At 36.2% G+C, this 12746-nt stretch carries 12 protein-coding genes and 1 pseudogene; all 13 read right to left on the bottom strand.

Annotated features, from left to right (window positions below; genetic code table 11):
* Window positions 1–6: 6 nt before the first annotated feature.
* The 13 genes and pseudogenes from CXF76_RS05850 to CXF76_RS05790 all read right to left on the bottom strand — a co-directional run bounded on the left by CXF76_RS05850 (window position 7) and on the right by CXF76_RS05790 (window position 12148).
* Window positions 7–699: a FlgO family outer membrane protein gene (locus CXF76_RS05850; protein WP_007583141.1), complete on the bottom strand. Its 693-nt coding sequence runs from the start codon at window positions 697–699 to the stop codon at window positions 7–9.
* A 13-nt stretch (window positions 700–712) separates the two neighbouring features.
* The gene (locus tag CXF76_RS05845) at window positions 713–1306 is read right to left on the bottom strand and encodes a FlgO family outer membrane protein (RefSeq protein ID WP_007583140.1); all 594 of its coding nucleotides are present in this window, start codon (window positions 1304–1306) and stop codon (window positions 713–715) included.
* A 56-nt stretch (window positions 1307–1362) separates the two neighbouring features.
* Window positions 1363–1992, bottom strand: a complete 630-nt coding sequence (locus CXF76_RS05840; RefSeq protein ID WP_024609028.1) for an SPOR domain-containing protein — start codon at window positions 1990–1992, stop codon at window positions 1363–1365.
* A 10-nt stretch (window positions 1993–2002) separates the two neighbouring features.
* Window positions 2003–4948, bottom strand: a complete 2946-nt coding sequence (locus tag CXF76_RS05835) for a hypothetical protein (RefSeq protein ID WP_024589983.1) — start codon at window positions 4946–4948, stop codon at window positions 2003–2005.
* Window positions 4935–5765 carry a fimbrial biogenesis chaperone gene (locus CXF76_RS05830; protein WP_024589984.1) on the bottom strand — a complete coding sequence of 277 codons (831 nt, stop codon included), beginning with the start codon at window positions 5763–5765 and terminating at the stop codon, window positions 4935–4937. The genes CXF76_RS05835 and CXF76_RS05830 overlap by 14 nt, the downstream gene beginning before the upstream one ends.
* Window positions 5766–5774: 9 nt before the next feature.
* Window positions 5775–6257 (bottom strand): DUF4402 domain-containing protein, encoded by a 483-nt coding sequence (locus CXF76_RS05825; protein ID WP_024589985.1) that lies wholly within the window; start codon window positions 6255–6257, stop codon window positions 5775–5777.
* A 3-nt stretch (window positions 6258–6260) separates the two neighbouring features.
* Window positions 6261–6863, bottom strand: coding sequence for a DUF4402 domain-containing protein (locus tag CXF76_RS05820; RefSeq protein ID WP_024589986.1), 603 nt, complete (start codon window positions 6861–6863; stop codon window positions 6261–6263).
* 115 nt (window positions 6864–6978) lie between these two features.
* The gene (locus CXF76_RS05815; protein WP_024589987.1) at window positions 6979–7533 is read right to left on the bottom strand and encodes an SPOR domain-containing protein; all 555 of its coding nucleotides are present in this window, start codon (window positions 7531–7533) and stop codon (window positions 6979–6981) included.
* 371 nt (window positions 7534–7904) lie between these two features.
* Window positions 7905–8588 carry an SPOR domain-containing protein gene (locus tag CXF76_RS05810; protein ID WP_024589988.1) on the bottom strand — a complete coding sequence of 228 codons (684 nt, stop codon included), beginning with the start codon at window positions 8586–8588 and terminating at the stop codon, window positions 7905–7907.
* 341 nt (window positions 8589–8929) lie between these two features.
* Window positions 8930–9808 (bottom strand): UTP--glucose-1-phosphate uridylyltransferase GalU, encoded by an 879-nt coding sequence (galU, locus tag CXF76_RS05805; RefSeq protein WP_024589989.1) that lies wholly within the window; start codon window positions 9806–9808, stop codon window positions 8930–8932.
* A gap of 23 nt (window positions 9809–9831) precedes the next feature.
* Window positions 9832–10131, bottom strand: a pseudogene (locus CXF76_RS05800) (thymidylate synthase); the annotation flags it as partial.
* 305 nt (window positions 10132–10436) lie between these two features.
* Complete coding sequence (locus CXF76_RS05795; RefSeq protein ID WP_232785102.1) at window positions 10437–10958, bottom strand: DUF2971 domain-containing protein; 522 nt, start codon at window positions 10956–10958, stop codon at window positions 10437–10439.
* Between the two features lie 50 nt (window positions 10959–11008).
* Complete coding sequence (locus tag CXF76_RS05790; protein WP_101163254.1) at window positions 11009–12148, bottom strand: hypothetical protein; 1140 nt, start codon at window positions 12146–12148, stop codon at window positions 11009–11011.
* Between the last annotated feature and the right edge of the window lie 598 nt (window positions 12149–12746).

The raw sequence follows: 12746 nt of genomic DNA, 5'->3' as shown, positions 1-12746 counted from the left end.
ATTATCTCACTTGCTTGCTTGTTTTAACATTATGCCATCAGTGCGATAGCTACTATTAAGCGCATCAACAACTGACTGTGGAATAAACCCTTGTGCAGAACCTACCACGGCCTTACTTTCTAGCCCAACAATACGTGCATTAACAAGTACACCACCTTGATGGTTTACAAGCGTACCGGCTAGTACATATTTAAAGTTTTGATCTTGATTTAGCTCTAAATAGTCGCGACTAAATACAAAGTCGCCTGTTGAGGTAACACGCATATAATCAGTTGTTTTAAAATCAATAACGGGTACACCAAAGCTATGTAATTCATGCATGAAGCTTTCTGCAATTTGGTTTCCTAGTAAGCTACCATCGTTGTAGTCTTCATCTAAAAAAATAAAACTCGAAACAGCTAACGGTGTTTGTTCACTTACATACTGTAAGTTTTCAACCATGTCTTGCATTATGCCGCGCACATAATGGTTAATATTTTTGCGCATTGGCGGTGTTGCTTTTGTGTAGTTATCTTGTGGAGCCATTCCTGACTGAAATAAGTTATCGTCAGAAACAGGCGCTGCAACGTCGCGTTGGTTACTCACCAGTTGGTTGCTTTGCTCACTTTGTGGTGTTGTGGTGTCTGTATTCATTGTGCCTAGTATTTGAGAGCAACCAAAGCCCAGTGGTAAGCATAATGTAATTAATAGGTTTTTCATTTTGTGCTCCAAATTAGTATTCGCTTCGGTATAAAAGTCCGTCACGCTGCTGAATTTTCTCATTGCCCCACATTACATTAATTGGGATCTCGGTACTTCCCGCAGAGAGCACCTGTTTATTTTCTATATTCACAAGCCGTGCATTAACTATGTATGCATGCTGCTGACGAGTCACTGTTCCTGTGATAACTAAGTCAATATTTTGGCGATTACGTAATTTACTTAAATCGCGACTTAAAATACTGTCTGAGTTTTCTGATAAAGAGAGGTTATTCCCAAGTCTGTACTCAACGGTGTGATAACCCAGTTGAGTAAATTGTGTAAGCAGACTTTCTTGGATCTGCTGACTTAAGCCTGAGGCCTGCCCTGTCACTAATTTTGTATCTAGTGCATCTGCATAAAAGAAGCTACTAACGCCAACACGTGCATTAGCATTTAATGCTCCGTTTAGGTGGTTAAGTTGCGACGTTAAATTAACTACATAGTCATTAACCGTAAAAGGAGCCATGGCTGCTTTAGGTGCATCTGTAGGCACACTTGGTTCTGGCGGCGGCACCAAGTTACAAGCAGCTAAATTTAAAAATAATAAAGGCAGTAAAAGGCGCATAATTGCCATCCTCTTCAAAACATACTGAGGATGAAGCAATTTGTATGCCGACTTAACTATTGTGCGATAAAGGGCTGATCTACGTAATAGCTAACTAAACAATTTATATTTTGGCTCTTTAATTTTTGACAGTCAGCCATAGCGTTTTTTTTGTCTATGTATGCGCCTAGCTTTAAACGGTTATACATAACTCCTTTTACATTTATTGTTTCAACATTCATCACAAAGTTATCGCCTAGTAAGCTAGGAAGCTTTTTTTGTAGTTGCCTAAAAGCTAAAGAGAGTTGTTCTTTTTGCGTTATTGAAAGCACTTGTAAAGCAAATTTAGGATCAACTGGTTTTTTTAATTGTAAATTGGAGCGATTAATTTTGTTGGTATGAACGATTTCTGCTTTTATTACTGGTGCGTTTTTCTGCTCATTTTCTTTTGCAATTGTATTGAGTTGCGATATTAGTAAGCTTAAGTCTTCTTCAATAAGTAATAAACGCGCAAGTTCTGGCTTCATATTTTGCCACTGCTGGGAGCTTATTTTTAAAGTTTCAAGTTCTTGCTTTGTTATTTTTACGTAGCTTTTTTCGTCAGTTACGTTGGTCTGAGTAGCACTTCCATCAATTGCTTTATTATTTGCACAACCATAACTTAGCAACATTGCACTGATTAAAAATATACATTGAACTCTTTTCATCCTAATTCCTTTAATGGAGTATTTTATGTGTTTCAACAACACACTTTAATCCTTGCGCTTTTACTGAGTCGCATACAGAAATAAGCTCTGGCGAACTGTTTGTTGCGTACGCTAAGGCTAAAATAAATTTATTTTTAGCTTTATCATGCATATAAAAAGCTTCTTGCTGCTCTATTCGTGGTGCTATTAAACGGTAATAAATTTTTAAGATATTTAACGAACTAAAACTTCCTGCATTGGCAATGCTTCCAGTTGTTGCACTGAGCGCCTTTAACGTTAAATCAACGCCCATTACTACATCTCCTTGAGGCGATAAATTAACTGTTATATTTTGAGTGTTTTTTAGCTGCTTGCGTTGTTTATATTCATCATCAATTACTGCTTTATACTGCCCCGGTTTAAGGTCTGTAAATAAATAATAGCCATCATATGCTGCTTGAGTTTGTGCAACTTGATCCCCTTTCTCATTCAACAGCGCTATATTTGCAAAGGGTTGGATCTGTGTTGTATCACCTTTTTGTTGATAAACAACTCCCTCCACTTCACTTGCATTATTTAATGCGAAGTCCATATACTCTACAAAACCAGCCCTTGGGGTAATAGAAAAACCCTCGTTAGCTGGTATTAAAAACGGATCTTCAAAACTATTTCTATCAAGTATTATATCTGTTGTACGATTTGCTGGCATTGAAGTTAATAGCGCAACGCCATGTTCGTCTGTAATTGCTTGACGATAATTGTGAACGCCTTTTACTTTTACGCCGGCAACGCCGTGCTCATCATCATCCATAATACCGTTATTATTTTGATCTAAGAATACGCGTAACATTAAACTACCCGTGTTAGTTAAGCTGCGCTTAGAGACAAAATATGTATTGTGTTCAACATCAAAACCTAAGCTAAAACGGCTATAAATACCGAGCCGCCAATCATCGTTACTGTTGTAGTTTAAGTTACTCGTTAAACTAAACTTGTCGCTTTGCCAATTGAGCCCTAATTCGGCCGATTGAATATTATTACGAAGTGAATCAGTTAAAGTAAGTTCCGCTTGTAAATCTCGGCCCAAGTTGCGGCTAAACTCAGCCTCGTAACTAACAAGCTCACTTACTGGCGATATACTATAATCTATACCAAACCTTGTGTAGGTTCTCCCAAAGCGCTTTTGAAAACGTGTTGTTCCAAAAGTACTCTTAGAGCTATCGTCTTGTTGCCACAGCAATTGGTTACTTAGTGCAAATCCTGAATATGAGTAGTTGAACTGGTTGCGTACTTGTTTAAAACGCCCTCTAATATCACTATCGTCATATAGGACGTTATTTTGATAAGAAAGGCGTCCATAGGTATTATTCATTAGCCCACCAGCTAAATTTATTTGGTAGCTGTTAAAATCTTGCTGCTGTTCGTCGGTACGATTTGTAGCGCTAAAAAGTAGTGATTGTTCGGCAATTTGAGTTCGGGCTGTAAATTCAAATTCTTGTTCATTGTTATTATTTTTTTCAACATTCGCATTTAATAATAATCGGTCAAATAAGCTTATGTTGGTACCAAATGCATACTTAAGTAGATCGTCATCTGTATTTTTTTGACCTGATGTAGCAGTGTATACAGATATATTATCTGTAAGCCCTTGCTCATATCTACCCGCAATTTGCCACCCCTGCCCCTGCGAGCTTGAAACATTGTTATTTAGTAACTGCTTGCCTTGTTCAGTAACCGACAATTCATAGTTACCTTGTCCCTGCTTAAGTTGATTTCCGTCCACAAAGTAATAATCACTTTTACGCTCAACTTGACCTTGAGGCCCATAAAAAATAAGCTCAAAATTATTAGCTCCAAATAATAGGTTTATATTATCAAAAATATAACGCCCATCTGCGAGGCTAAGCTGCTGGTCTATTAATATTTCATTACGATACAGCTCTACATCCCAACCTGGCTGTATAGCACCGCTTAAGTTAATTTGATTATTGACTATTTTTCTATTGGTTACATTATTAGAAACTTTAACACCTCGGGCATACTGACTACTGTAGCTATTACCAACTTGCGTGGCGATAACATCACCAAAAGATATTTCAGTAGGCATGAAGCCGTTTTTTATTTCTTTGTCTAAGTTTTGCTTTGTAAACGTTAACCTAGAGTTGGTAAGTAAGTCAGTACTTCGTCCAGACAAAAAATACTCTGCAGATAAATACGCAAAGTCTTGAGTGCCTAAAAGTGAATAGTTCGTAGAATGCCTATCATCGCTCGCGGTAAAATTTAGTTGTAAGTCGGCAACCGGAGAAGATAGCGCTTTATATGGGCTAGCTTTCCATGGCAGCGTAGGTGGCGATCTTTTGTTAGGTGATTTAAGGTTGCGCGACTGTCTGTATCTTTGTTGTTCAACCGGTAAGGGGCTCTCTGAGCTTATAAGTAATTCTAAATCTGGGTAATCAATATTAAACTCTAGATTTAAAGCATTATGTAAACTTTGAATATCTACATAAATATCATCTTCAATGGTAATTTGATTTTTTGCTAATAAGTAGCTCTGTGTAGGACTAGTAAATACAGCGGGTGTAACCGCTGCATTTAGAAAAAGAGGTTGTTGATTTGCTCCAACACCTTGAGCAATTCGATTGCTAGCATCAACATTCATTGCAAATTGTAGAATGTCAAATAAGTCGCTTAAACTAACTTGTACACTTTGCTCGCTTTTAATTGCTGCAACTTCACCTAAGTAGTATGAGTTTAAATAAAGCGAAAGTATTAATAACTCGCCTGTGGCGATTCGCTGTTGCTGATTTTCTTTGTTTTTATAATCAATTACTTCAACGGGCTTAGTTAGCTTTAGTTCAATTGCGCGTAGTGTTGTTAAAGCATCCCCTACGGAAGAATTAGGATTAGCGATTACACTATTACTAAGCAAACTACTTATGCTTAGTAATAGTGCATACAATAAATTATTTAGCGTCATTCACTGTTAAAACATTAAGTGATTGTGAAGTTAAAGGCAGAGTGTATTGTGCAAATGTAAGGTCTTTATATTCTTGACTGCCTTCATATTTAAAAATGACTTTTCCTGTTTTATCTAAATTTTTGTCACTAAATAAACTAAGGGTTACAAACGCATTATCCACTTCTGGATAAATACTTAAATTACCAATTTCTGCAATTTTAACTTGCTCGTTATTGCTATCAACAAAGTAAGCACTTAATTTACCGTAGCTACTAAACTTACCTTCTCGTTTTATATTCAATAAAAACTGAGGACGTTGATTGCTTTCATTTAGCACTAGTTGAGCTTGCTCTATGGCAACTTCTGGCTGTTTCATGTCTTTACGTAACAAAATAGGAATGCTGTAGCTCATAATCATATTAACTTTTATTGAGCTTGTTTTATTAGTATTTTCACCAGGCAATGCTTGAAATAGAAGATGAGAGCGGTACTCACCAGAAGCTAGGCCTTTAGGTTTACGTATTGCTATTTTTACTGTTTGTTTTTCACCAGGTGCTAAACGCATTTGTTTTGGTGACAAACGTGCCATTGAACTTAAACTTTCGCTTGTAGCCTCTGCCAACTGTATGTAGCCACCGCTAGGTTGCGCTTGCTTCTCACTCCATAAAACACGATATGTTTGATATTCATCACCTGTATTAATTACTGTAACTTTAGCGGTTCGTTGGCGTTCATCAAAACTAATACGGGTTGGAGAGATAAGTAAATTTGCGTATGCATTTTTTCCTAAAATACATACACTCAGTGCGAGCAGCACTACAACTTTATAAAGCATGTTTTTCCTTTAGTAATCAATCGTAATTTCTAATTGGGTGTCAGTAATAAAACTACCATCTAAGTAACTTTGGCTAGTCCCTGTCGTTATTAAACGGCCACCTACTTTGAGTAAAAGCTCTCCAAACTCATCGCTAGTTTGCGTTCTTGGTAAATCTACTAATACAACCGAAAACTTGGCACTATTAGCTCCTAGTGCTTCACTTTGCAATGTAGAGTCACTCGTTTTGTTAAACGATATTTGAGTAAGGGGAGGTAAATCGGTAAATAAAAGTTCTGCGGGATTACCCTCAGTTAATACGTAAATATTACCAAATGTGGTTGTTTCACCTTCATGGCTAATGGTTATAGAGCTTAAGGTATTATTTTGAGGGATAACTAAAGTGCCAAAATTAAGCGCTTCTTGTTGTATGCTTGCGCTATAGGCTTGCTCGCTAAACATTAACGAAAGCCAAGCAGAAACATACAAAAAGCGCATTGTTTGTTTAAACACTAATTAATATGACACTTCAATATTAAAGCTACCAGAATACTCACCATCAGGGTAATCCACACTTGATGCGTTTGATGAAGTAGAAAGAGTCGCGCCTATATTAAATGATACAGCGCCATCAACACCAGCCTGTAGGTTGGGCGTAGCACTTGTATATAATCCACCAGCATTAGTACCGCTCGTTATAAAGTAAGTCCAAGTACCTACAGTAAAATCAGGTTCATTCAACCCTTGACCAGCTAAAGGTTGTACTAAAGTATTTACTGGGTCGCTAATGGTTAAAATAGAATTTGGTACTACATCTGACACACTAAAAGCACCCGCTTCACCACCTTCAATTATTGATATAGTTGCCACATTACCAGCAGCGTCGTCTTGCGAGGTAACATTAGTTGCATCAGGATCAGGATTAATTGTAAGCGTAGCTTGCAGATTGCCTGTAGGATCTGAAATAGCACGAATAGTACCAAAATTTAAATCGTTATCTTTTGTGAGTACTACAGCATTTTGTACCGTTACTTTCGCTTCAAATGACTCTGTAGCAGCATAAGTGCTAAACGAGCTGACCACGGTGGCTACAGCTAATGCAGATAAATAAAACTTCATGCTAAATCCTTATAAGAAAATGGGCTTTATCAAATATTTGCCCAACTATAGTTAGTATCGACTATTAGTACAAATACTTTAATACTATATAAGTTTAAAAGGCCTAATTTATTAATTATATTGGCTTTCCGACAAAAGCAGCAATATTACATGCTTGATCAAGCTGATTAGCTAAATAACAAAACGCACTTACTTGAGCATCGTTTTTAAATGGACCTACACGTAATCCATACAAAGTCATATTATTATTTTTACGTTCAAACATAGTAAAATTAAATTGAGTAAATGCACTGGGGTATAATTGCTTAAGCCTTTCGACTCTTGCTTTAACAAGCTCTGGCTTTAAATACCAACCAAGCTGTGCTCCAATTTTAGTTTCATCTGTTAAGGTGAGTTCTGAATTTTGTAAGTTTGGTGTTTTTACTTCGGGAGTGTTATTTAGTGCCGTCGGTTCCAAATTCTGTGAAGGCTGATTACCATAGGTGATATCGGTTTTATTTTGCATGAGTAAAGGAGGGTTTTCAGTTAATTCACTTCGAGACGATAACGCCATAATTAACAGCTGTAAATCATCTTCCATAGCAGTTAAACGACCAATGCTTTCTTGCTGTAAGTGCCACTGCGAAACATACTCTTTTACTTGTTTATCAGTAATTAAAGAATGCTGCACGCTCTCGTTATTTACAGTTGCGCTGCTACATCCATATAAATAAAAAGATAAGAATAAAACTGATATTAAATGACAAGACTTAAAATACCGCATTGCAAAATGCACTCTACTAACCAAGATAATAAATCAAAGCAAATTTTGCGCCACTTTATAGCAACTTTTTAATTAAGTAGTCTATTTTGAGGTAAGAAAAGCCATATCGATAACAAGGCAAAATTTCATCATTTAGTTGGTATCACTAATTGTTGCTGCATTGCTCTAACTCCGGCATACATGCCGTCGTATATCAAAAATTATTAGCGAAGTTAGCGTCAGGTCTAATCCTTCAAATTGATTAGGTATTATTGTAGATTGATATTACATGCTGTGCGCTAAAGCTTTACTGGCTTATCAGTGTAGTTACTTACTATGCAATCGAGTTTGTACAGTTTGAATACGTCACAGTCTGCTTTTGCATTTTTAAAGTTTTGGTAAGAGCCAAGTTTCAGCCTGTAAAACATTTTGTCGTTTATTTTGGCGGTTTCTACGTTAGTCAATATTTTGTCTCTAAACAACGGCGCTGCTTTAGCATTTAGCTCTTGCCATGCTTTAGCCACACCTTGCTCGGAGTCAACCGAAGCTACTTGCAAAGCAAATACATGTTTAGGTGTATTTAATTTTACAGTTTGTTTTTTATCACTGTAGTTTTGTTTAGCTTGTTGGCGTGACTTAACATTGCGTGTGTTTCGTGGTGAGCGTACAGACTTGCTGCTGTACCCTTGATTAGACTGCGCAATAGCTTTGCTGTTTATAATATCAATATGATTTACGAGGTAAGTTATTTCTTTTTCTAATCTTAAAATTCGCTCTATGCCTTCACGAGCTTGTTGCCACTGCATTGCGGCATCTTTTAGCTGAGCAAGTTCAAGGGCTGTAATTGATACGTAGTCAGGCGAGTTACTTTGAGGTTGTTCATCAATGGTTTTTATTTCAGGCGAGACGCTGCATGCTGTACCAAATAAAAGCATTAGCAAGCTAAGTAAAAGCCCAATGTTATTTTTTTTATATATAAACATGTATTAGTTGTCCTGAAAGCAGTGTTTTTACACTACATTTCAGTTAAACATTCTCACAAGAAAGCGTTTAACTTTATTTAAGCTGTGAGCCATAAAACTAGCTCTTCGCATGCTTGTCAGTGTTTCGTAAAACACAACGTTGCATACTCCATCCCTTCCTTGAGAGCATTATTTAATACAAATTCAATGCCAATTAACACAAACTTTACAACATAAATAACAATATGTCTGTAATGACTTAAAAACTTTTATTTTAGAGCTATTCCTTTTCTAATTTTGATCCTGATAAAACTCATAAAAAAAGGCGCCGATATAGGCGCCTTTCATGTTTTCGTTAACTGTTAAATCAGTTTTTTGATAAATGATTTTAATTCATCGGCAAATTCATCGCGACGAAGTGCAAATTCAATCGTTGCCTTTAAGTAACCAATTTTACTTCCACAATCGTGGCTGCGGCCTTTTATAGCGTATGCATCTACTTTTTCGTGTTCCATTAACATCGCAATTGCATCAGTTAATTGAATTTCGTCGCCTGCACCTTGCGGAGTTTTTGCAAGTAACGGCCAGATATTTTCGCTTAATACGTATCGACCCACTACAGCTAAGTTTGATGGAGCTTCATCTACTGGCGGCTTTTCTACCATATTAAATATTGGCGAGCTTTCACCTTGCTTTAAGTCAACATCACCTAAATCAACCACACCAAACTGGTTAACTTGTGCCATTGGTACTGGTTCTACCATAATTTGACTGTGCTTGGTTTTCTCAAAATTAGCGATCATTTCTGCTAAGTTATCTTTTTTAAGATCGCTCTCTACATCATCAATAATTACATCTGGTAAAATAACTACAAACGGTTCGTTACCAATAATAGGCGCTGCACAACTAATAGCGTGGCCTAAGCCTTTTGCTTCACCTTGGCGTACGTGAATAATGGTTACGTCTTTAGGGCAGATTGCTTGCACTTCGGCAAGTAATTGCCGCTTAACACGCTTTTCTAAAGTAGCTTCTAGTTCAAAACTTGTATCGAAGTGATTTTCGATTGAATTTTTACTTGAGTGCGTCACTAACACTATTTCTTTAATTCCTGCAGCAACGGCTTCGTTTACTACATATTGAATTAAAGGACGGTCTACCACTGGAAGCATTTCTTTAGGAATTGCTTTAGTGGCTGGTAACATACGAGTACCAAGGCCCGCTACTGGGATCACTGCTTTCATTTTATGTTTTCCTTAATCTTTTATTATACTGAAAATGGATATTGAATCGCTTCATGGCATTGATAGCCTGTTACTTCAAAGTCGTCTCGTGTTACCCACGTTTCTATGTCTTCTAATGATGTAATTTTTGGATTAATTTTTAACTGAGGTGACGCAAATGGCTCACGCGTTAACTGCACGTCTCGCATCAGTTCAAGTTGGTTTTCGTAAATATGTGCATTAGCAATTTTATGATACGCCTTACCAGCTTTGTGGCCGGTAATTTGAGCCACTAACGCAAGCAACACAAAACACTGAATTTGATTGAAATTAAGGCCAAGGGGTTTTACAACCCTTAATTTATGCACAATACGTTATGCAATATAGTAAAGTGTGAAGTATTTGCAATGTGCAAAATTATTTTATGCACATTTCGAAATTAATTTTAATACTCGAACAATGAACTCTTTACTAACTCTAAAATTAACTTTTATCAATTCGGATATTTATATATTCTAACTTAAAGAGTACCCAACAACCACTTATCAATTTTCGTTTTAAATTATATATTCTTAAATTAAATACAAAGTCAGAAAAGTGCCATTAGCAGACATCGACTTTAATGTCTTAAGTCAAGATTTGACCCCATTCACTTTTTACTGTATGAAACTTTACGCAAATGATAAAACTCATCAACCACGCTTCTCCTTCTGTTGAAAAAGGGTGAAGTATTATCAAACCCGATACAGAACCCTTTATGCGAATACGCATAATGTGACCACATCAGAAGATTGTCGTTTTTTTCCGTTAGAGAAAGAACACCAATTAATGTGTTTGCTTTATCAATAAAAACACTAGTTGTTTCACTGCCCATTTCTTTAAATTTAGTTTTCAAAGAAGGCCAATGCTGTTCATATAATTTACGTGTAACGACTTCTAGCTTTGCAGGTGAAATTTGTGTGCGTATTTCTGAGGGTAATTTTTGAAGTTCTTCTAAAACGATTGTTTTAAGATCTTCATCCATAGCCTTATCGAACTCTTCCTTTGAGGTCACTGACGAAATTACAGGCCGAAATTCAAAAGGATCATTAAAATCGGCTGGCTGAGTAAAACGTATATGACCAGAAGCTAAAACATCAATTCTATCGGGCTCTAGGTATTTGAAAAGCAAAAAACTCTCCCCTGGATTTATAATGCCGCTTATTTTCTTGTTATAACAAACTACACATTAATAAGCTTATTTTCAACAAACCATAAGCCGAAATCAGGGCATTCATATTTTATATCTAAAAGTCTATTTTCATATGCCGTCGCAAGCTCTAATTCATATATTTCTGACACAATCCCCCAACACCTAAACTCTAACAAGTCTGATGATTCAAGCATATTTTCTTTTAGAAATGTCCAATTAGCAGAGCCCTCAGGCCAAGCATTACATATTGATTTTAGATAAAAATTTCCGTCTTCCATTATCTCAAATAATGAGAAAGTGTTACCTGTTGCTTGATATTCATCCAAAACACTTTGCAATTCATGAGCGATTCCTTTTACATCACAAGTTTCATATAAATTATTTTCAAATGGGTTGATGTCCACGATAGTAATGCTATAGGCGGCAACACTCCCAAGCCTGTGATCTCTCCATAAGAAAGCGAAGCCATTAGAATGTAGTCTAGATGACCTATTAACTATTCTATAAAAAGAAGATCTTATTTGCTCAAAATGTCTTTCTAGATCAGCGATACCCCCCCTAGAATAAATTTCATTTCCATATAAACAGAGTTGATAACCACTAAAACTATTAGGACTTAATAGTTTTTGAGAATGATTATTGGTAAATTCGTATGGGTCAATGCATTCTAGCTTAATTTCCGAACCTACATATACAGGTTTTAAACACACTATTCGTCTATTGAGCCAGTAAATTTCATTAAACAAATAGTTTTTTAATAAAGTAGGCCATTCGTTTGAAATAATAACATTTATAACATCTCCGTCAGAAATTCCAGGGAAGTATGATTTTACTGCATTAGCGTATGCGCTTAATTCTGTTGCTGCCTGCCTAGTTGGGCCTGCAATATTTTTCAATTCAACGATTACCCAAGATTCAGTTTCGATAGAATACAATAAGAAGTCAGGTCTCAAAATTTCATTGGGAAACTGTGATATGTCCTTATCCTCACAGACTACTTTTGTCATACCCAACGCGCGTAAGCAATATTTATAACTATCTAAAATTTTTTTATTCGAATGCGAAAGTCCTATTCGATGACGCATGGGTAAAATAAGATTAGAAAGTCCCTCAACATCTTGGAGTTGAAGACTAAGCCAATTTTGCATAGCTTTTTCTGAGTGAAACATATTTACCTCCTTGTTAAATGAATTGTTGCTATAACAATCTAAAAGTGCGCTCATCGCGCATATTTTTACTATATAAAGTTTTAACAAATTACCTAAAACATAACTATAACTAAGTTTTTTAAATCTTTAAATAAAGTTAAATAGAACGACATTTGCGTGCTGCTCATTTTCATGAGTATATTCGCAAAGAAAAGTTTGACCAATCAACTAACTATAGTATTAAGCAAATCTCGATGTCTGGTTATAGCTCAAATAAGACCCCGAAAAGTTGCTCATATAGCTATCTAAGTTAACGCTGTAAAAACAGAAGTATGTTTCGATAACTACCTTTAAAGCCATAAAAACGGAAGTTTGCTTCTGAAATATAGAAACACAGGCTTAAAAACCGGAAGTTTATTTCCGTTTTGTACTTTAAGATTATAAGTCGGTGTTTATTGAAGGCAGGGAAGTCCAAACTCGTTTCTGCCCCAAAACAAGTTAGGGAAAATTATTTAATGATTGCTTTGAGCAGTCAAGAGACGGTCCAAGTCGTTTAATACTATTGGCTCTATTCTACAAAGCGAATGTCCCGCTAACGCATTTTCTTTTTTCTGAATAT

Source organism: Pseudoalteromonas sp. 78C3 (genome assembly GCF_002836695.1).
GTDB classification, from domain to species: domain Bacteria; phylum Pseudomonadota; class Gammaproteobacteria; order Enterobacterales; family Alteromonadaceae; genus Pseudoalteromonas; species Pseudoalteromonas arctica.
This window is presented reverse-complemented; position numbering and strand designations above follow the sequence as displayed.

What these genes read in the sequence shown, in the direction of transcription:
- CXF76_RS05850 (WP_007583141.1), bottom strand. Translation starts at nt 699, where the DNA reads ATGAAAAACCTATTAATTACATTATGCTTACCACTGGGCTTTGGTTGC.
- CXF76_RS05845 (WP_007583140.1), bottom strand. Translation starts at nt 1,306, where the DNA reads ATGCGCCTTTTACTGCCTTTATTATTTTTAAATTTAGCTGCTTGTAAC.
- CXF76_RS05840 (WP_024609028.1), bottom strand. Translation starts at nt 1,992, where the DNA reads ATGAAAAGAGTTCAATGTATATTTTTAATCAGTGCAATGTTGCTAAGT.
- CXF76_RS05835 (WP_024589983.1), bottom strand. Translation starts at nt 4,948, where the DNA reads ATGACGCTAAATAATTTATTGTATGCACTATTACTAAGCATAAGTAGT.
- CXF76_RS05830 (WP_024589984.1), bottom strand. Translation starts at nt 5,765, where the DNA reads ATGCTTTATAAAGTTGTAGTGCTGCTCGCACTGAGTGTATGTATTTTA.
- CXF76_RS05820 (WP_024589986.1), bottom strand. Translation starts at nt 6,863, where the DNA reads ATGAAGTTTTATTTATCTGCATTAGCTGTAGCCACCGTGGTCAGCTCG.
- CXF76_RS05810 (WP_024589988.1), bottom strand. Translation starts at nt 8,588, where the DNA reads ATGTTTATATATAAAAAAAATAACATTGGGCTTTTACTTAGCTTGCTA.
- galU (WP_024589989.1), bottom strand. Translation starts at nt 9,808, where the DNA reads ATGAAAGCAGTGATCCCAGTAGCGGGCCTTGGTACTCGTATGTTACCA.
- CXF76_RS05790 (WP_101163254.1), bottom strand. Translation starts at nt 12,148, where the DNA reads ATGTTTCACTCAGAAAAAGCTATGCAAAATTGGCTTAGTCTTCAACTC.